Raw genomic sequence first — 19,887 nt, 5'->3', positions numbered from 1 at the left:
GGCCATGATGAAGCTCTGCGTAGCGCTGCGGTGAGGCAGGGACATTTAAACGTGCGGCGCGGGCGGTTTATCGCAAACCGCCCGCGCCTGAAAGAGTGCTGGTCGCGAAAAGCTTACCAGCGATAGTGCGAGAACGCCCGGTTGGCTTCAGCCATCTTGTGGGTGTCTTCGCGCTTCTTCACGGCGGTGCCGCGGTTGTTCGAAGCGTCGAGCAGCTCACCAGCCAGCTTTTCGGTCATGGTGTTTTCACCGCGCTTGCGAGCGGCGGTCACCAGCCAACGGATGGCCAGGGCGCGGCGACGGTCCGGACGGACTTCAACCGGCACTTGGTACGTGGCGCCGCCGACGCGGCGCGAACGGACTTCGATCGCGGGAGCGACGTTGTCCAGAGCGGAGTGGAAGGTCTCAAGCGGACCTTGGTCCTTGCGCTTGGAACTTCCAGGATGTCGAAAGCACCATAGATGATGTTTTCGGCGACGGCTTTTTTGCCTTCGTACATCACGTAGTTCATGAACTTCGTGACAACCAGATCCCCAAACTTGGGGTCCGGCAGGACTTGACGCTTCTCTGCGCGGCGACGGCGGGACATTCTTCTTTTTCCTTACTTCGGACGCTTGGCGCCGTAGAGCGAACGACGCTGCTTACGATCCTTGACACCTTGGGTGTCGAGGACGCCGCGCAGGATGTGATAACGGACGCCGGGCAAGTCCTTGACGCGGCCGCCGCGGATGAGCACCACCGAGTGCTCCTGCAGATTGTGGCCTTCGCCCGGAATGTAGCACACGGCTTCGATGCCAGTGGTCAGACGGACCTTGGCGACCTTACGCAGAGCCGAGTTCGGCTTCTTCGGGGTCGTGGTGTAGACGCGCGTGCAGACGCCGCGACGTTGAGGGCAGCCCTTCAGGGCCGGCACCTTGTTCCGCACCGGCTTCGGAGAGCGCGGCTTACGGATGAGCTGGTTAATGGTAGGCATTAAGTCTCTGCTCTGATGGAAGCGTGTGCCTTTCGGCCGGGGCGCTTCAGGTCCTTGTCTTTGTTGTTCTTGGTTCAAGGCTCCGCTTGGAGACCCGATAAACACGAAACTCGCCGGGGCGCGGGAAGCACACCGGCGGGTTCTCCGCCCGCGAGGACGGAAGCTCATCGGAACGGACGCGAACGACCGCCTCGAAAAAGAGCGCGGTATGTACTCGCGAAGGGGCTCAACGTCAACCGCCTGTTCCCGCGCCGGTTAACGCCGCCTTAAGGAGCCTCCCAAGGCCAAGATTTCGCCACCGCAAGCTGTGCAGGTTCGCGTCGGGATGGAGCGCCTTGTCTCATCCGCCTCGCGCACCACGTGGGGAGGGCGACGGCAAGGCTGGGGAGGCCAGGTGAGAATCATCGTGAGGCGCGGCAGGGACAATCGGCGGCGGGCGACGATTCTCGCCGGATCGTTGCTGCTGCACGTGGCGCTTCTGGCCTGGCTGGCGATTCCCGCGCGGCCTCTGCTTGAGAACATGGTCGCCGACGACCTGTCGGTGATGACCCTGGACCTTGAGCGTCCGGTTCCCGAGACGCGTCCGGGAGCCCCGCCCCGCGCCCGCCTCGGCGGCGACCGCCGCGCCCTCGCCCGCCCCATCCTTCCAGGCGCGCGCGCCGGCCCGGTCCGCGCCGGCCGGCGTTCCGACCCTGTCGGTTCCCGCGACGGGAATCGCCCGCCCGGGAACGGCGATCCGTCCCGCGCCGCTGCCCGGCGAAGGCGCGGGCGACCTGAAGACGGCCCTGCGGGGCAGCGCCACGGGCTGCGTCAGCGCCGACGCCGTCGGCCTGAACCGTCGCGAGCGCGAGAAGTGCGACGAGCGCTTCGGCGCCGCCCCGCCGCGCGGGACCTATGCCGGCCCGCTGAACGCGGCCAAGGCGCGCGAGTTCGAGGCCCAGGCGATCATGCAGGAGCTGGCCCGCAAGGCGAACGAAGCGCCGATGGGGCTGGGTGTCGACCATCGCAGCAAGGACCAGCCCGGCACGATGAAGGAAATCCCCTTCGTGCTCGGCGCCGAACAGGACGGCCTGGGTCGCACGCGTAACGCCCAGCAGCAGCGCCTCAAGCAGCTGCGCGACTACGACAAGGCCGACGCCCGCGCCAAGCAGCGGTCCCGCGAGAACGACCAGCGCTAGAGAGCGAGCCGCCGAAAAAGGGGGTTTCCTCCGTACGCCCTCGGAATACCCTCCCCGCCAGGTTGGCGCGCGGGCCCAAGGGGCGCGCCTTGGTTGTGAGGGGACGTCATGCGTTTTTCGGCTTCATTGTGCGCCGCGCTGATCCTGGTCACGTCGACGACTCCGTCGGCGGCGATGGCCCAGGACTATTCGCAATTTTCCGACGCCGCGCTGGATCGCGAACTGGCGGCCAAGGCCGACGTGCAGCTGTACGTCATGGTGCCGATGCGCGACGGCGTGCGGTTGGCGACCCACGTCTATCGCCCCAAGGGCGCGACCGGGCCGCTGCCGACCATCCTGATCAAGACGCCCTATAACGAGATGCCCTACAAGGCCGCCAGCACCCGCAACGCGCTGGACGCCATCAAGCACGGCTACGCCCTGGTGCTGCAGAACGAGCGCGGCCGCTACTATTCCGAAGGCGAGTGGGAGATCCTGGGTCATCCGCAGACCGACGGCTATGACACTCTGACCTGGATCGCCAAGCAGAGCTGGTCGAACGGCAAGGTCGGCACGCGCGGCTGCTCGTCGACGGCCGAATGGCAGCTGGCCCTGGCCGGCCAGAACCACCCGGCCCACGCCGCCATGGTTCCGCAATCGTCGGGCGCCGGCATCGGCAAGGTCGGCGAGTTCCAGGAACAGGGCAACTGGTACACCGGCGGCGTGCCGCGCAACCTGTTCTTCGTCTGGCTGTACGGCGTCGACAATCCGTTGCGCGCCCAACCGCCCAAGGGGCTGGATTCCAAGACCATCGCCCGCCTGGCCAAGTACAACGACCTGGAGGCCAAGAAGCCCGAGGTGAACTGGCCCACCCAGATTCGCCACCTGCCGGTCAACGAGATGCTGCAGGATCTGGGCGAGCCCAAGGGCACGTTCGAGGAACTGATCAACCGCGACGGCCCGGCCGACCCGGCCTGGCGCAAGGGCGGCCTCTATCACGACGACAAGGGCTGGGGCGTCCCGGCCCTGTGGTTCAATTCTTGGTACGACGTGTCGATCGGCCCGAACATGGCCCTGTTCAACCACGCCCGCGCGGTGAAATCGGACAAGGAAGCCAGCGACAACCAGTACGCCATCGTCACGCCCAGCAACCACTGCGGCTTCAACGCCCGCGTGCTGCAGGCCCCCTACAAGTCCGGCGACCGCGACATGGGCACGGTCAATTTCGACGCCGACAAGGAGGTCTACGCCTTCTTCGACCGCTGGCTGAAGGGCGACGTCAACGCCTTCCCGAAGTCGACGCCGCCGGTCCGCTACTATTCGATGGGCGCCAACAACTGGAAGCAATCGGCCCAGTGGCCGCCGGAGGGCTCGGCCCCGATGAAGCTCTATCTGCGCTCCAGCGGCCGCGCCAACAGCCTGGCCGGCGACGGCAAGCTGACGGCCGTCGCGCCGGAGGCCGGGGAACAGGCCGACCGCTACGCCTATGATCCTGCCAATCCGGTCCAGACCGTGGGCGGCGGCGACTGCTGCAATGGCGGCCTGGTCATCGCCGGGGCCTTCGACCAGCGCGGCGTCGAGACCCGCGACGACGTGCTCGTCTACACCAGCGAGCCGCTGACCGAGCCGCTGGAGGTCTCCGGCTTCGTCCGCGCGGTCCTGAAGGTCTCGTCGGACGCCAAGGACACCGACTTCGCCGTCAAGCTGGTCGACGTCGGGCCGGACGGCACGGCCTATATCCTGGGCGACACCATCATGCGGGCCCGCTATCGCGACAGCTACGAGAAGCCCGCGATGATGACGGCCGGCCAGACCTACACGGTCAAGCCGACGCCGATCACCACCAGCAACACCTTCCTGCCCGGCCACCGCATCCGCGTGGAGGTCACCTCGTCCAACTTCCCGAAGTTCGTCCGCAACCTGAACACCGGCGGCGACAACGAGAAGGAGACCAAGTTCGTGGTGGCCAACAACGCGATCCACCACGCGGCGGGGGATGAATCCTACATCGAGCTGCCGGTGGTGGGGCGGAAGTAGGCGAGACCGCGCCGGCCCCTCCCTCTCTCAGCGAGAGAGGGAGGGGCCGATGAGGTCACGCGACAAGCCGCCCCGCGGTCACTATCTACGCAGCACGATCGAATAGAGTGACCTGAAAGGACGACGACATGGCTTTGCTCGACCAGCTCAAGGCTGACCAACTGGCGGCGCGCAAGCAGAACGATCGCCTGAAGGCCGACCTGCTCACCACCTTGATCGGCGAAGCCACGCAGATCACGACCGAGGAATTCAAACGCGGCGTGACCGAGGTCACCGATGACAAGGTCGTCGCCACCGTCGCCAAGTTCTCGAAGAACAGCAAGCTGACGCTGGAAAACCTTGCGTCCGAACGCGCCCGCCTGGCCGAGGCCGGCGGCGATGCGTCGAAGGTGGACGAGCGGATCAAGGCGGCCGAGACCGAACTGGCGATCCTGTCGTCGTACGGCCCCAAGCAGATGACGGAAGCCGAACTGCGCGCGGCCATCGACGCCTTCAAGGCCAACAACCCCGACGCCAATGTCGGGGCGATCATGGCCCACCTGAAGACCAACTTCGGCGGTCAGTACGACGGCAAGGCGGCCAGCGCCCTGGCCAAGGGCTAGACCGCCTTCCTCTCCCGCCCCTCCCTCTATGAGAGAAGGGCTTTTAGGCCGCTCGGCGCATCGACGCCGCGCCGCCGACCTTGAAGCGTTGGACGAGGGCGGCGAGGCCGTTGACCTCGTCCAGCAGCGCCTGGCTGGAAGCCGCCGAGCGGCTGGCCATGGCCGTCGTATGCTGGGTGCCCTGGTCCATCTGGTTCACGGCCGTATTGACCTGTGACAGGCCGGCGGACTGTTCCTGGGCCGAGGCGGCGATCTCGGTGATCACGCCGCTGATCGCGCCGACCTGGTTGGCGATGCGCTGCAAGGTCTCGCCCGCCGCGCCGACGAGCGACACGCCCGCCTCCACCTGGCGCGCCGAGTCGCCGATGTGGATCTTGATCTCCTTGGCCGCGTCGGCCGAGCGCTGGGCCAGGGCCCGCACCTCCTGGGCGACGACCGCGAAGCCGCGACCGGCCTCGCCCGCACGAGCGGCCTCGACGCCGGCGTTCAGGGCCAGAAGGTTGGTCTGGAAGGCGATCTCGTCGATCACCCCGATGATCTGGGCCACCTGGCGCGACGAGGCCTCGATGCCGCCGATCGCCTCGACCGCCGAGGCCACGACCTCGCGGCTGCGACCGGCCTCGGCCTGGGCGTCGCCGACCGCGCGGTGGGCCTCCTTGGCGCCATCGGCCGTGCGGCGGACGGTGGCGGTGATCTCGTCGAGCGCGGCGGCGGTCTCTTCCAGGCTGGCGGCCTGGGCCTCGCTGCGGCGCGACAGATCGTCGGCGGCGCCAGCGATGCCGCCGGCTCCGGCGTTCAGGCCCGACACGGCCGAGACCACGGCGCCCATGGCGTCTTCCAGGCCCTCCACGGCGCGATTGAAGTCGGCGCGCAGGCCTTCGTAGTCGGGGGCGAAGGGTTCGCTCAGGCGCACGGTCAGGTCGCCGGCCGACAGGCGGTGGAGGCTCTCGGCCAGGCGGCGCACCACCTGGGCCTGCTCACCCGCGCGGCGGGCGTTGTCGGCGCCGGTGGCGTCGCGCTCGGCTTCCGAAGCCTCGCGATGGGCGGCGGCCTCGGCGGCGATGCGCCTCTTCTCCAGCGCCTCGTCGCGAAAGCGATGCACGGCGTCGGCCATCAGGCCGATATCGTCCGCCCGGCCGGCGAACGGCAGGGTGACGGCGAGGTCGCCGCCCATCAGCCGGCTCATGGCGTCGCGCAAGGTCGACAGCGGCGAAAGCTGGCGACGGGTCATGAGCACCGAGAGACCGCCCCCGGCCGCGCCCAGCAGCACGCAGGCCAGCGCCAGCAGGGTCACCTGGCGATAGACCGGCTGGAAGTAGTCGGCCTGGGGCACGCCGACATAGAGCACGCCGATCACCTGGCCCGACGCGTCCTTGATCGGATCGTAGGCGACGAAGAACGGCTTGCCGAGGATCTTGGCCTCGCCGCGATAGGCCTCGCCCCTGCCCAGCACCGCGTCGTGGACGGGACCCCGGGCCAAGGAGGTGCCGACGGCGCGCGAGCCGTCGTCCTTGGTGACGTTGGTGGTGATGCGCGTGTCGCCCATGAAGACGGTGGCGGTGCCGCCGACCAGGGCCTTGACGCGATCAACGCCGTCGAAGTCGCCGTTCAGCGCATGGTCGCCGACCAGCAGCTTGTCGCCCTCGCGGCGGAAGCTCTTGCCCCGCTCGCCGATGACGTCCCACGCCACCCGCATGCTGGCCTCCTGCGCCTGCGTCGCCTGACGACGGGCGAAGTCCAGCGAGCTGTGCGCCACGATCGCCAGGACCGCGACGGTCAGGACGAGGAAGGCGGCGGCGATGGTCAAGCTGACCTTGGTCGAGATGCTGGCGCGCATGAGCTCTGGGCTTTTTGAGGCGGATCAAAAAGCTGCATCGCCCCTGGGGCTTAAAATCTTGATGAATATCAACGTTATGAAAACGTCACCACGACCCACCGCGACGTTTGGTCGCGGCGGCGTGACATGCTGGGACGGCCCCCAGCGGTCGAGTTGGTCCGTCCCAGGCGACGCTTCCGGCTCTTAGAACGTCGCGGCCGGCGTCGGGCCGGGCGGGATCGGCGGAACGCTCGGCGTCCCCCGGGGTTGTGCAAGCGTCTCGCGGCGAGCCCGCGCCCCCTTCCCGCCCCCCGAGGTTCGATCATGACCGACTATGCCGACAGCCTGACTCCCCAGACGACCGCCAAAGCCGCCCGCGCCAAGGTCGAGCCCAAGCTCAAGGCCGTCGCGAGCAGCGCCCACGACGCCTATGACAGCCTCAAGGAGGTCGCCTCCGAGGCGGTCGACGAAACCCGCGCCCGGGTCAAGGACATCGCCGCCCAGGCCAGCGACGAGATCCAGACCCGCTATGGCGACCTCGAAGCCTGGGCGCGACTGAAGCCGGCCCGGGCCCTGGGTATCGCGGCCGGTCTCGGCGTGGTCCTGGGCCTGTTGCTCCGCGGCCGCTCGACCAAGACCATCTACGTGCGCGAACCGCGCTAGAGCATTTTTCGATCCTACTGGATCGATAAAGGGCTCTAGTCCTTTGTTTTAACGCATTTTCTGGCGACGAACCGGCGGTCACTTCGTCGGAAAATGCTCTGGCCTTACTCGCCCAGCACCTTCCTGAGCGACGCCTCGATCTGGCCGCCGCACCAGGTGTCGCCGTAGTCCTCGCGGGCCTTGTCGGCCAGCGCGCGCAGCGGCGGCAGCTGGGCGACGCGACGGACCAGGGCGGCGGTCATGGGCGCGGCCTCGTCGAGAAGCTCGCCGATCGACGCGAAGCGCTCGGTCAGGGTCGACCACAGGGTGGCGGTGACGACATCGGCGACGCCGGGCGTCTCGCCGCCCAGCAGGAAGCCGGCGTCGGCCGTCAGGCCATGACGGCGGCCGGTCTCTTCCCAGAAGGACATCCATTTCTTCAGGCGGGGCACGAATGCGGCCCAGCGCTTGTCGGTCCACATCTCGCGCCCGCCGTCATTGGTCATCTCGTCGATGACGTCGTTGGCGTCGCAGACGATCTTCAGCGTCAGGGCGCGCAGCTCCGGCGTCGACGGCAGCAGGTCCAGCGTATCGCCCAGATAGAGGACGATCGCCGGCGTCTGCGCGATGGCGACCTTGGCCTTCTTGTCGACCAGCATCGGCGGTCCCATGAACGGGACCGGCATGGCCTTCACCGGCCCGCCCATCAGGTCCGCGATCGCCGCGTCGCCGCCTTCCGTCCAGCTCTTGCCGGCATGGGCCAGGACGGCGCGCACGAACTGCCCGCGAAACGGCGCGGACCAGTAGTAGAGCTCGTAATCGGACATGGCGTTCTCCAGTCGCTGAACGTCCCGGACAACGAAAAAGGCCCGGGATCGCTCCCGGGCCTTTCCGTATCTGCTCTAAGCCAGAAGGCTTACTCCGAATCCGCGAGCGCGATCTCGGCCGGCAACGGCTCCATCGCTTCTTCGCGCTGCTGGGCCAGCTGCTCGTCGCGCTTGGCGGCGACGCGCTGCAGGCTGCGCAGATAGGAACCCGTGCCCGCGGGGATCAGGCGACCCACGATGACGTTTTCCTTCAGGCCTTCCAGGGTGTCGGTCTTGCCGTGCACCGAGGCTTCGGTCAGGACGCGGGTCGTTTCCTGGAACGACGCGGCCGAGATGAAGCTCTTGGTCTGCAGCGAGGCCTTGGTGATGCCCAGCAGCACCGGCTGGGTCACGGCCGGACGGCCGCCGCGGGCGATCGCCTTGTCCTGTTCCTTGTCGAACTCCGGCTTGTCGAGGTGGTCGCCCTTGATCAGGCCGGTGTCGCCGGGCTCGAGGATCTCGACCTTCTGCAGCATCTGACGAACGATCGTCTCGATGTGCTTGTCGTTGATCGGCACGCCCTGCAGACGATAGACCTCCTGGATCTCGTCGACGAGGAAGTTCGCCAGGGCCTCGACGCCCAGGATGCGCAGGATGTCGTGCGGATCCGGGTTGCCGTCGATGATGTACTCGCCCTTGGAGATGAAGTCCCCGTCGTGGACGGCGATGTGCTTGCCCTTCGGGATCAGGAACTCGACCGCCTCGGCCTGGTTGCCATCGGCGTCGACGTCCGGCGTGATCTTGATCCGGCGCTTGTTCTTGTAATCCTTGCCGAATTCGACACGGCCGTCCATTTCCGCGATGACCGCGCAGTCCTTCGGACGGCGGGCTTCGAAGAGTTCGGCGACGCGCGGCAGACCACCGGTGATGTCCCGGGTCTTGGCGCCTTCGGTCGGGATACGCGCGATCACTTCACCCGGCTTCACTTCGTCGCCATCGGCGACGGAGAGAATGGCGCCGGCCGACAGGAGGTAGCGAGCCTCGCCGCCGTTCGACAGGCGCTTGTACGAGCCGTCTTCCGACAGCACGCCCATGGCCGGACGCAGGTCCGAACCGCGGGCCGACGTACGCCAGTCGGCGATGACGCGCTGGGCGATGCCGGTCGCCTCGTCGACTTCCTCGCGGATGGACAGGCCATCCACCAGGTCCTCGGCGCGGATCTTGCCGGCCACTTCGGTGATGATCGGGGTGGTGTAGGGGTCCCAGTCGCCGAGGCGTTGGCCGCGCTTGACCGTGTCGCCGTCCTTGACCCGCAGGCGGGCGCCGTACGGCGGCTTGTAGGTTTCGCGCTCCTTGCCGTCGACCAGCACGCTGACCGAGGTGTTGCGGCTCATGATGACCAGCGCGCCGTCGGCGCCGACAACGGTCGGGCCGATCACGCGGACCGTACCTTCGTTGGAGGCTTCGAAGAACGACTGCTCGGCCACCTGGGCGGTGCCGCCGATGTGGAACGTACGCATGGTCAGCTGCGTGCCGGGCTCACCGATCGACTGGGCGGCGATGACGCCGACCGCTTCGCCGATGTTCACCGGGGTGCCGCGGGCCAGGTCGCGGCCGTAGCAGGCGCCGCAGACGCCAACCTTGGCTTCGCAGGTCAGGACCGAGCGGACCTTCACCGACTGGACGACCGCCGCCTCGATGGCGTCGGCGATGTTCTCGTCGATATAGGTGTCGGCCGGAACGACCAGCTCGCCGGTGCCCGGATCCTTGACGTCCTCGGCCGTGAAGCGGCCCAGGACGCGGGTGCCCAGCGAGACCAGCACGTCGCCGCCCTCGACGACGGCGCGCAGGGTGATGCCCCGCGTGGTGCCGCAGTCTTCCTCGACGATGATGCAGTCCTGCGCGACGTCGACCAGACGACGGGTCAGGTAGCCCGAGTTGGCGGTCTTCAGCGCGGTGTCGGCCAGACCCTTACGGGCGCCGTGGGTGGAGTTGAAGTACTCCTGAACGGTCAGGCCTTCCTTGAAGTTCGAGACGATCGGGGTCTCGATGATCTCGCCGGAGGGCTTGGCCATCAGACCGCGCATGCCGCCCAGCTGCTTCATCTGAGCTTGCGAACCACGGGCGCCGGAGTGGGCCATCATGTAGATGGCGTTGATTTCCTTCTCGCGGCCGTTCTCGTCCTTATGCTTCATCTGAAGCTCGGCCATCATCTCGTCGGCGACGCGGTCGGTGGCCTTGGCCCAGGCGTCAACGACCTTGTTGTACTTCTCGCCCTTGGTGATCAGGCCGTCGGCGTACTGTTGCTCGTACTCCTCGGCCAGCTTGCGGGTCTCATCCACGATCGCGGTCTTGCGCTGCGGAATGATGATGTCGTCCTTGCCGAACGAGATGCCCGCCTTGGCGGCTTCCTTGAAGCCCAGGCCCATGATCTTGTCGGCGAAGATGACCGTCGCCTTCTGACCGCAGTGACGGTAGACGATGTCGATCAGATTGCCGATTTCCTTCTTGGTCAGCGCCTTTTCGATCAGGCGGTGGCCAATCTGCGGGTGGTGCGGCAGCAGGGCGGCGATCTTCATGCGGCCCGGCGTGGTGTCGATCACCTTGCGCAGAAGCTGACCGTCCGGGGTCATCTCGGTGTGACGCGCCTTGATCTTGGCGTGCAGCGAGACGACGCCGGCGTCCATGGCGGCTTCGATTTCACCCAGGTCGGCGAAGATCTTGCCTTCGCCCGGCTCACCCTCGCGGGCCACCGACAGGTAGTACAGGCCCAGGACGATGTCCTGCGACGGCACGATGATCGGGCGACCGTTGGCGGGCGACAGGATGTTGTTGGTCGACATCATCAGGACGCGCGCTTCCAGCTGAGCTTCCAGGCTCAGCGGGACGTGCACGGCCATCTGGTCGCCGTCGAAGTCGGCGTTGAACGCGGCGCAGACCAGCGGGTGCAGCTGGATGGCCTTGCCCTCGATCAGCTTCGGCTCGAACGCCTGGATGCCCAGACGGTGAAGCGTCGGCGCGCGGTTCAGCATGACCGGGTGCTCGCGGATGACCTCTTCGAGGATATCCCACACCTGCGGCTGCTCGCGCTCGACCATGCGCTTGGACTGCTTGACGGTGCCCGACAGGCCCTTGGCGTCCAGCCGCGCGTAGATGAACGGCTTGAACAGCTCCAGAGCCATCTTCTTGGGCAGGCCGCACTCGTGCAGCTTCAGCTCGGGACCGACGACGATGACCGAACGGCCCGAATAGTCGACGCGCTTGCCCAGCAGGTTCTGGCGGAAGCGGCCCTGCTTGCCCTTCAGCATGTCGGCCAGCGACTTCAGCGGACGCTTGTTGGCGCCCGTGATGACGCGACCGCGACGGCCGTTGTCGAACAGGGCGTCGACCGACTCCTGCAGCATCCGCTTTTCGTTGCGGATGATGATGTCGGGGGGCGCGCAGCTCGATCAGGCGCTTCAGGCGGTTGTTACGGTTGATGACCCGGCGATACAGATCGTTCAGGTCCGAGGTCGCGAAGCGGCCGCCGTCCAGCGGCACCAGCGGACGCAGTTCCGGCGGGATGACCGGAACGACCGTCAGCACCATCCACTCGGGACGGTTGCCCGACTCCTGGAAGGCTTCCAGGATCTTCAGGCGCTTGCTGAACTTCTTCTGCTTCATGTCCGAGACGGTGCCGGACAGTTCCTCGCGCAGGCGCTCGGCCTCTTTCTCGAGGTCGATGGCCTTGAGCAGGTTCTGGACGGCCTCGGCGCCGATCTCGGCGGTGAAGCTGTCGTCGCCGTACTCTTCCTGGGCGCGCATGTAGTCGTCTTCCGACAGCAGCTGGTGCTGCTTCAGCGGGGTCAGGCCCGGCTCGGTGACGATGTAGTATTCGAAGTACAGGACGCGCTCGATGTCCTTCAGCGGCATGTCGAGCATCATGGCGATGCGCGAGGGCAGCGACTTCAGGAACCAGATGTGGGCGACCGGCGAGGCCAGCTCGATGTGGCCCATGCGCTCGCGACGGACGCGGGCCAGGGTGACTTCAACACCGCACTTTTCGCAGATGATGCCCTTGTACTTCATGCGCTTGTACTTGCCGCACAGGCATTCGTAGTCCTTGGTCGGGCCAAAGATACGGGCGCAGAACAGGCCGTCACGCTCGGGCTTGAACGTGCGGTAGTTGATGGTTTCCGGCTTCTTGATCTCGCCGAACGACCACGAGCGGATCTTTTCCGGCGAGGCCAGCGAGATGCGGATCTGGTCGAAGGTCGGAGCGGCCTGGACCGGATTGAAGATGTTCAGGACTTCCTGGTTCATCTTGGTTCCTTCTGCGGGAGCGTCCCGCGAAAATTCAAAGTTGGAGAGGGCTGACGGGAGGCCCCTCCCCCGCGATCACGCGGAGGAGGGAGGTCCGGATCAGCTGTTCTCCAGCTCGACGTTCAGGCCGAGCGAGCGCATTTCCTTGACCAGCACGTTGAAGCTTTCCGGGATACCGGCTTCGAACGTGTCGTCGCCACGGACGATCGACTCGTAGACCTTGGTCCGGCCGGCCACGTCGTCGGACTTCACCGTCAGCATTTCCTGCAGGGTGTAGGCCGCGCCGTAGGCTTCCAGCGCCCACACTTCCATTTCCCCGAAGCGCTGACCGCCGAACTGGGCCTTACCACCCAGCGGCTGTTGCGTGACGAGCGAGTACGGACCGATCGAACGGGCGTGGATCTTGTCGTCGACCAGGTGGTGCAGCTTCAGCATGTAGATGTAGCCGACCGTGACCGGACGCTTGAACTGGTCGCCGGTCTGACCGTCGAACAGGATCGACTGGCCCGACGGATTGACGCCGGCCATTTCGAGGTGCTCCTCGATATCGCTCATGCGCGCGCCGTCGAACACGGGGGTGGCGATCGGAACGCCCTTGCCCAGGTTCTTGGCCAGCTCGACCAGCTCTTCCTCGGTTTCCGGCAGCTCTTCGTCCGGGCCGTAGATGTCGCGCAGGCGATCGATCAGGGCCTGCTTCTGACCGCCGTGCTGCCAGTCTTCCAGCAGGTTGGTGATCTGCTTGCCCAGGTTGGCGCAAGCCCAGCCCAGGTGGGTCTCGAAGATCTGACCGACGTTCATGCGCGAGGGCACGCCCAGCGGGTTCAGAACGACGTCGACGTGCGTGCCGTCGGCGAGGAACGGCATGTCCTCGATCGGCAGGATGCGCGAGATGACGCCCTTGTTGCCGTGACGGCCGGCCATCTTGTCGCCCGGCTGCAGCTTGCGCTTCACGGCCACGAAGACCTTGACCATCTTCATGACGCCCGGAGGCAGTTCGTCGCCGCGCTGCAGCTTGTCGACCTTGTCCTCGAAACGACGGTCGAGACGCTTGCGGTTCTCGTCGAACAGGCGGCGCAGGCTTTCCAGTTCGCCCATCGCCTTCTCGTCCTCGAGCGCGATCTGCCACCACAGGCCCGAAGCCACCTGGCTCAGGTTCTCGGCGGTGATCTCGCCGCGCGACAGGCCCTTGGGACCCGACAGAGCGACCTTGCCGACCAGCAATTCCTTCAGGCGGCCCGAGATGTTGCGGTTCAGGATCGTGAACTCGTCGTCGCGGTCCTTTCCCAGACGGTCGATCTCGGCGCGTTCGATGGCCAGGGCGCGTTCGTCCTTGTCGACGCCGTGACGGTTGAACACCCGCACGTCGACGATCGTGCCGGCGACGCCCGGGGGCAGACGCAGGCTGGTGTCGCGAACGTCGCTGGCCTTTTCGCCGAAGATGGCGCGCAGCAGCTTTTCTTCCGGCGTCATCGGGCTCTCGCCCTTCGGCGTGACCTTGCCGACCAGGATGTCGCCCGGCTGGACCTCGGCGCCGATCGCCACGATGCCGGCTTCGTCGAGGTTGCGCAGGGCTTCCTCGCCGACGTTCGGGATGTCGCGGGTGATTTCTTCCGGACCCAGCTTCGTGTCGCGGGCCATGACCTCGAATTCCTCGATGTGGATCGAGGTGAAGACGTCGTCGCGGACGATGCGTTCGGAGATCAGGATCGAGTCTTCGAAGTTGTAGCCGTTCCAGGGCATGAACGCGACGAGCGCGTTGCGGCCCAGGGCCAGTTCGCCCAGCTCGGTCGACGGACCGTCGGCGATGATGTCGCCGGCGCGGATCCGGTCGCCCACCTTCACCAGCGGGCGCTGGTTGATGCAGGTCGACTGGTTCGAACGCTGGAACTTCGACATCCGGTAGATGTCGACGCCCGAGCGGGCCGCGTCGGTTTCTTCCGTGGCGCGGATGACGATACGCGTACCGTCGATCTGCTCGACCACGCCGGTGCGCTTGGCGATGACGACGGCGCCGAGTCACGGGCGACGACGGCTTCCATGCCGGTGCCGACCAGCGGGGCGTCCGACTGCACCAGCGGTACGGCCTGACGTTGCATGTTCGAGCCCATGAGGGCGCGGTTGGCGTCATCGTTTTCGAGGAACGGGATCAGGGCGGCGGCCACCGACACGACTTGGCGCGGCGACACGTCCATCAGGTCGACCGTCTCCTTTTGCAGGAGGGTCGGTTCGCCGTTGATGCGGCCCGGGACCAGGTCTTCCAGGATCTCGCCGTCGACCACCTTGATGTTCGACTGGGCGATGACGTGCTTGGATTCCTCCATCGCCGACATGTAGACGACTTCGTCCTGCGGCTTGCCGTCCTTCACGCGACGGTACGGGCTCTCGATGAAGCCGTACTTGTTGACGCGGGCGTGGGTGGCCAGCGAGTTGATCAGACCGATGTTCGGGCCTTCCGGCGTTTCGATCGGGCAGATCCGGCCGTAGTGGGTCGGGTGAACGTCGCGGACTTCGAAGCCGGCGCGCTCGCGGGTCAGACCGCCCGGGCCGAGGGCCGAGAGACGACGCTTGTGGGTGATTTCCGACAGCGGGTTGGTCTGGTCCATGAACTGCGACAGCTGCGAGGAGCCGAAGAATTCACGCACGGCGGCCGCGGCCGGCTTGGCGTTGATCAGGTCGTGCGGCATCACGGTGTCGATGTCGACCGACGACATGCGTTCCTTGATGGCGCGTTCCATGCGCAGCAGGCCGACGCGGTACTGGTTTTCCAGCAGCTCGCCGACCGAGCGGACGCGACGGTTGCCCAGGTTGTCGATGTCGTCGATTTCGCCGCGACCGTCGCGCAGGCCCACCAGGACCTTCAGCACGGCCAGGACGTCGTCCTTGCGCAGGATGCGGACTTCGTCCGACACGTCCTGCTCCAGACGCATGTTCATCTTCACGCGGCCCACCGACGACAGGTCGTAGCGCTCGGCGTCGAAGAACAGCGACTTGAACATCGCCTCGGCGGCTTCGACGGTCGGCGGCTCGCCCGGACGCATGACGCGATAGATGTCGAACAGCGCGTCCTCGCGGACGGCGTTCTTGTCGACGCGCAGGGTGTTGCGCATGTAGGCGCCGACCGTGACGTGGTCGATGTCGAGCACGTCGATGGTGTCGAAGCCTTGGTCGGCCAGGGCCTGGATCGAGGTCACGTCCAGCTCGTCGCCGGCCTCGGCGTAGATTTCACCGGTCGAGAAGTTGACCGCGTCGCGGGCCAGGTAGCGGCCCGTCAGGGCTTCCGGGGCCAGCAGCAGGGTCTTCAAGCCGCCGTCGGCGAACTTCTTGGCCTGGCGAGCCGTGATCTTGGCGCCGGCCGGAGCGACTTCCTCGCCCGTGTCGGCGTCGACCAGCGGGAACTCCGGCTTCACGCCGCGCCAGCGCTCGGGCTTGTACGGGGTGGCCCAGCCGCCCGCGCGCTTCTCGAACGGGACGACGTCGTAGAACGTGGTCAGGATCTCTTCGCCGTCCATGCCCAGGGCATAGAGGAAGGTCGTGGCCGGCAGCTTGCGGCGACGGTCGATGCGGACGTAGACGATGTCCTTGGCGTCGAACTCGAAGTCCAGCCACGAGCCGCGGTACGGGATCACGCGAGCCGCGAACAGCAGCTTGCCCGAGGCGTGGGTCTTGCCCTTGTCGTGGTCGAAGAACACGCCCGGCGAGCGGTGCATCTGCGAGACGATGACGCGCTCGGTGCCGTTGACGATGAAGGTGCCCTTGTCCGTCATGAGCGGGATATCGCCCATGTAGACGTCCTGCTCCTTGATGTCCTTGACCGAGCGGGCGCCGGTTTCTTCTTCCGTCTCGAACACGATCAGGCGCAGCTTGACCTTCAGCGGCGCGGCGAAGGTCATGTCGCGCTGGATGCATTCCTCGACGTCGTACTTGGGCTCTTCGAATTCGTACGAGACGTATTCGAGCACCGCGCGCTCGTTGAAGTCCTTGATCGGGAAGACCGACTTGAACACCGCCTCGAACGCCTTCGTCGCGGCGTTGGCCCGGACGGACCTCGCGCTGAAGGAACTGCTCGTAGGAGGAGCGCTGAACCTCGATCAGGTTCGGCATCTGCACAGCCTCGGGGATGCGGCCGAACGACTTCCGGATCCGCTTCTTGCCGGTGAAGGATTGCGCCATGTTGTTTCCCTGCGGCGCGGATGGAATCCGCGCGTGAATTAGAATGTCCGTAGCGTCCACCCTCGCCGCTCGCCTTCTCAGGGAGCTGCGGACGCTGGAATTCCCCTATCGGGCGACCGGGACCGGAAGCCTGACGGGCGCCCCTTCGCGCGGATCGGAGGGCGGCTGATCGCGCCTCGGGGCGTAATACGGACGCGCCAAAGCGCTCCGCCGATGTAATCGTGAACGCGGGGATATAGGGGAACGGAGCGGGGAAGAAAAGGGGGATTCGTAAATGGGCGTAAATAGGCCTCGCGAAACGCGTCGGCCTTGTATGGCCGGGCCTTCAGTGAACCACGCTCAGCCTAGGTCTGCTTGTTCATCGCCTTCATGACCAGCGAGACGCCCAAGGCGATCAGGCAGACGAAGAACGCGACCTTGGTGATGGCGCCGGCCACGTTGGCGACGAAGCCGAGGATCCCGAACAGGATCATCAGGACGAGCAGGACACCGGCGACCTTGAGCATGGCGAAGCTTCCCAACGGATGACCCGCTGTTAGCGCATGGCGACGCTTGACGTTCCCGCCTAGGCGCTGAAATCCACGAATTGGGGGACGCCCGTACCGCCCAGCGGCTGGCCCTTTTTCTTGGCCTCCTCGCGCGCCGCCTCCATCGCCTCGTCGATCTTGCGCCGCACATATTCGTCGATCTGCTGCATCGCCTTGGCCCGGTCCTCCGGCGACATGGCGTCCAGCTTCTCCTGCGTCAGGCCCATCGCCTTCATGGCCTCGTCACGCCAGCGCCTCACCTTCTCGGCCCAGGCCTCGGCCTTGGCTTGCTTGGCGAAGGCCGTGAGCCCCTTCTCGCGAACCTTGTCGACATCGCTGCTTTCTCCCGTATCAACGCGGAGGGTCGTGGTCCCGCGCGTGCGCTCGGCGCTCGCGGCGGCATAGGCCGACCAGTTTCCGTTTCCGATACCCGAGACCGACATCCCGTCCTCCAAGGCGAGCACGCCCGGAGGTTGCAAGAAGCACGCCAACGCGAGTGGCGTTGAAAAGCTTCAGCTTTCGCGGAAGCGAGGCGGCGCCCTTTGCCGCCTTTAGGCCCGCCAGAGACCGATCGCGCCCTTCGGTCCGCACAGCACGGCCGATTTTTCCGAGGACAGCCGCACCGTGTTCATCGGCGCGGCCGAGACCCGCTGGAACGGCCCGCCCTTGCGGCTGACGATGGTCCCGGCCAGGCCGGTGGCCATGACGGTCGAGCCCTTGACCGAGATCCCCGACAGGTAACCGGTCGGCGCGGCGACCGCCTCGAAGCTGACCCGGCCCGGCTCCATGCGCGCCAGATTGACGCCGTCGGCCTTGGGCTTCTGGTAGTCGCCGCCGCAGACCCACAACACGCCGTGCTTGTCATAGGCCACGGCGAAGGCGCCCTTCGATGGGGCGTCGGCGAGGATCGGCGTGTCGGTGGCCACGAACACCCCGCCCCCGCCGCGCGAGACATAGACCCGCGCCTTGCCCGCCCCGCCGGAGCAGAAGGCGACCTGGCCGCGCGGGCCGATCGCCACGCAGCCGTTGCTGGCGGCGAATGCCCCCTCGTTCGGCGCGGCCGGCGGCACGCCTTCATCCTTCAGCCGCGCCCAGGTCTCGCCGCCATCGGCGGTGTAGAGCACCGTGAACCGCCCCTTGGTCGGGTCGCCCAGGATGAAGCCTCGCTTGCTGTCGACGAAGGCGATCGAGTCCCAGAAGCCCTCCGGATCCTGGTTGGCGGCGATCCGCTTCCAGGTCTTGCCGCTATCCTTGGTGCGCCAAAGCTGCGAGGCCTCGCCGGGCCCGGCGCTCATAGCCAGGACATGGCTGTCGTCGAAGGCGTGCAGACCCCGGAAGTCCAGCGTCTCGGCGCCGACGATCCGCATGGCGTCCTGGCGCTCGTCACGCCCGCGGATCAGCCAGCCCTTGGAGCCCGAGGTCCAATAGCGCTTGCCGCCGGTCGGCGAGAGGCCGCGCAGCTCGCTGTCGATCACCGAGGCCGGCATACGGATGCCGCCCAGCCCGTCCTGAGCGAAGGCGGGCGTGGCGGCGAGGGCGGCGGCGCCCAGCACGAGATCGCGGCGATGGATCGAAAGCGTCATGCGACTCCCCGGGAAAGGGGGCAGGTTCGACGCTGAGGCGCGGCGCGACAAGCCGCAAAAGAAAGCGGCCCCGGAGGTTTCCCTCCGAGGCCGCTCGGCAGTTCCAAAGGAACGCAGTCCCAGCGAAAGCCGGGGCCAGATTACTTGATTTGGATCTTGGCGCCGGCTTCCGTGAGCTTCTTCGCGACTTCGTCGGCTTGAGCCTTCGAGACGTTTTCGACGACGTTCTGCGGAGCGCCTTCGACCAGGTCCTTGGCTTCCTTCAGGCCGAGGTCCGGACGGACGCCGCGGACTTCCTTGATCACGTTGATCTTCTTGTCGCCGCCGTCGACCAGGACGACGGTGAACTCGGTTTGCTCTTCAGCGGCTTCGGCCGGAGCAGCGGCGGCGCCGCCAGCAGCGGCGACGGCGACCGGAGCGGCGGCCGAGACGCCCCACTTTTCTTCCAGCAGCTTCGACAGTTCAGCGGCTTCCAGCACCGACAGGGTGGACAGTTCTTCGACCAGCTTTTCGAGCTTCGACATGTGTCAGTTCCTAAAGAGAGATTGGGATAGATTTGCGGGGATGACCGTTACGCGGCGTCTTTGGTCGCGTAGGCGTTGAAAACGCGAGCCAGCTGGGCAGCCGGGGCCTGCAGGACGCCAGCGATCTTGGTCGCCGGAGCCTGGATGAGGCCGATAAGCTTGCCACGCAGTTCGTCCAGCGACGGCAGGGTCGCCAGAGCACGCACGCCGGCTTCGTCGAGCACGTTGGTCTGGTCCAGAACGCCACCGACAATCTTAAGCTTGTCGTTTTCCTTGGCGAACTGCACCGCGATCTTCGCGGCCGAGACGGCGTCCGGGCCATAGGCGATGGCGACCGGACCGGTGAAGAGCGTGTCGCCCTTTTCACCGAGCTTGCCGTCCAGAGCCTTGAGGGCCAGGGTGTTCTTCACAACCTTGATCGCGGCGCCTTCCTTGCGGAGGCGAAGACGAAGGTCGGTCATTTCCGCAACGGTCAGACCCATGTAGTGGGTCACGACGACAGCGCCGGCGTCGGCGAACACGCTTTTCAGCGATTCGATCGACTCCTGCTTTTGAGCGCGGTCCATTGCGGTCTCCTACTCAGTTAGCAGCGGCCGGACCATTCCGGCAGCCAGATGCGGTCCCATGCGGAATTGCTCCCGCGTGCGAGTCGCATATGCCTGTTCCAAGGAAAGTCGGCCGCGCCCCGGTCTCGGACTGAAGTCACGAGCAGGAGAACTTGGCGTCTCTATCCCTGTCTCCCGACGGC

The 19,887-nt window shown here is 66.4% G+C and carries 12 protein-coding genes and 4 pseudogenes; 5 read left to right on the top strand and 11 right to left on the bottom strand.

What is annotated here, in order from left to right:
- Nucleotides 1-113: 113 nt before the first annotated feature.
- Both rpsG and rpsL read right to left on the bottom strand, forming a co-directional pair.
- Nucleotides 114-589 (bottom strand): annotated as a pseudogene (rpsG, locus tag ACHMW8_RS12215) (30S ribosomal protein S7).
- Between the two features lie 12 nt (nucleotides 590-601).
- A complete protein-coding gene (gene rpsL / locus ACHMW8_RS12210; RefSeq protein ID WP_004624021.1) occupies nucleotides 602-973 on the bottom strand; it encodes a 30S ribosomal protein S12 in 372 nt (123 codons plus the stop codon).
- A 23-nt stretch (nucleotides 974-996) separates the two neighbouring features.
- Between rpsL and ACHMW8_RS12205 the strand changes: the two are divergent.
- The 4 genes and pseudogenes from ACHMW8_RS12205 (at nucleotide 997) to ACHMW8_RS12190 (ending at nucleotide 4,769) form a co-directional block, all read left to right on the top strand.
- Nucleotides 997-1,243, top strand: a pseudogene (locus ACHMW8_RS12205) (hypothetical protein).
- A gap of 287 nt (nucleotides 1,244-1,530) precedes the next feature.
- Nucleotides 1,531-2,151, top strand: a complete 621-nt coding sequence (locus ACHMW8_RS12200) for a hypothetical protein (RefSeq protein ID WP_395445685.1) — start codon at nucleotides 1,531-1,533, stop codon at nucleotides 2,149-2,151.
- 174 nt (nucleotides 2,152-2,325) lie between these two features.
- Entirely contained in the window at nucleotides 2,326-4,167 is a 1,842-nt protein-coding gene (locus ACHMW8_RS12195) for a CocE/NonD family hydrolase (protein WP_395445957.1), read from the top strand.
- A 128-nt stretch (nucleotides 4,168-4,295) separates the two neighbouring features.
- On the top strand, nucleotides 4,296-4,769 hold the full coding sequence (locus ACHMW8_RS12190) for a GatB/YqeY domain-containing protein (protein WP_125159067.1): 474 nt from the start codon (nucleotides 4,296-4,298) through the stop codon (nucleotides 4,767-4,769).
- A gap of 43 nt (nucleotides 4,770-4,812) precedes the next feature.
- Here ACHMW8_RS12190 and ACHMW8_RS12185 read toward each other — a convergent pair whose 3' ends face one another.
- Nucleotides 4,813-6,606, bottom strand: a complete 1,794-nt coding sequence (locus ACHMW8_RS12185; protein ID WP_395445684.1) for a methyl-accepting chemotaxis protein — start codon at nucleotides 6,604-6,606, stop codon at nucleotides 4,813-4,815.
- 303 nt (nucleotides 6,607-6,909) lie between these two features.
- On the opposite strand from ACHMW8_RS12185, the gene ACHMW8_RS12180 reads away from it, so the two are divergent.
- The gene (locus ACHMW8_RS12180) at nucleotides 6,910-7,248 is read left to right on the top strand and encodes a DUF883 family protein (RefSeq protein WP_125159069.1); all 339 of its coding nucleotides are present in this window, start codon (nucleotides 6,910-6,912) and stop codon (nucleotides 7,246-7,248) included.
- 104 nt (nucleotides 7,249-7,352) lie between these two features.
- Here ACHMW8_RS12180 and ACHMW8_RS12175 read toward each other — a convergent pair whose 3' ends face one another.
- The 8 genes and pseudogenes from ACHMW8_RS12175 to rplJ all read right to left on the bottom strand — a co-directional run bounded on the left by ACHMW8_RS12175 (nucleotide 7,353) and on the right by rplJ (nucleotide 19,705).
- On the bottom strand, nucleotides 7,353-8,054 hold the full coding sequence (locus ACHMW8_RS12175; RefSeq protein ID WP_395445683.1) for a glutathione S-transferase: 702 nt from the start codon (nucleotides 8,052-8,054) through the stop codon (nucleotides 7,353-7,355).
- Between the two features lie 89 nt (nucleotides 8,055-8,143).
- A pseudogene (gene rpoC, locus ACHMW8_RS12170) lies at nucleotides 8,144-12,335 on the bottom strand (DNA-directed RNA polymerase subunit beta').
- A 99-nt stretch (nucleotides 12,336-12,434) separates the two neighbouring features.
- A pseudogene (gene rpoB / locus ACHMW8_RS12165) lies at nucleotides 12,435-16,505 on the bottom strand (DNA-directed RNA polymerase subunit beta).
- Nucleotides 16,506-16,849: 344 nt separating this feature from the next.
- Nucleotides 16,850-17,011, bottom strand: a complete 162-nt coding sequence (locus tag ACHMW8_RS12160) for a hypothetical protein (protein WP_125159073.1) — start codon at nucleotides 17,009-17,011, stop codon at nucleotides 16,850-16,852.
- 59 nt (nucleotides 17,012-17,070) lie between these two features.
- The gene (locus ACHMW8_RS12155; protein ID WP_125159074.1) at nucleotides 17,071-17,475 is read right to left on the bottom strand and encodes a hypothetical protein; all 405 of its coding nucleotides are present in this window, start codon (nucleotides 17,473-17,475) and stop codon (nucleotides 17,071-17,073) included.
- Between the two features lie 108 nt (nucleotides 17,476-17,583).
- Nucleotides 17,584-18,615 carry a WD40/YVTN/BNR-like repeat-containing protein gene (locus ACHMW8_RS12150; protein ID WP_395445682.1) on the bottom strand — a complete coding sequence of 344 codons (1,032 nt, stop codon included), beginning with the start codon at nucleotides 18,613-18,615 and terminating at the stop codon, nucleotides 17,584-17,586.
- Nucleotides 18,616-18,755: 140 nt separating this feature from the next.
- Entirely contained in the window at nucleotides 18,756-19,139 is a 384-nt protein-coding gene (rplL, locus tag ACHMW8_RS12145) for a 50S ribosomal protein L7/L12 (protein WP_125159076.1), read from the bottom strand.
- 47 nt (nucleotides 19,140-19,186) lie between these two features.
- Nucleotides 19,187-19,705, bottom strand: coding sequence for a 50S ribosomal protein L10 (rplJ, locus tag ACHMW8_RS12140; protein WP_125159077.1), 519 nt, complete (start codon nucleotides 19,703-19,705; stop codon nucleotides 19,187-19,189).
- Nucleotides 19,706-19,887: the final 182 nt, after the last annotated feature.

It is taken from the genome of Caulobacter sp. UC70_42, from assembly GCF_044056025.1.
In the GTDB taxonomy this organism is placed as follows: domain Bacteria; phylum Pseudomonadota; class Alphaproteobacteria; order Caulobacterales; family Caulobacteraceae; genus Caulobacter.
This window is presented reverse-complemented; position numbering and strand designations above follow the sequence as displayed.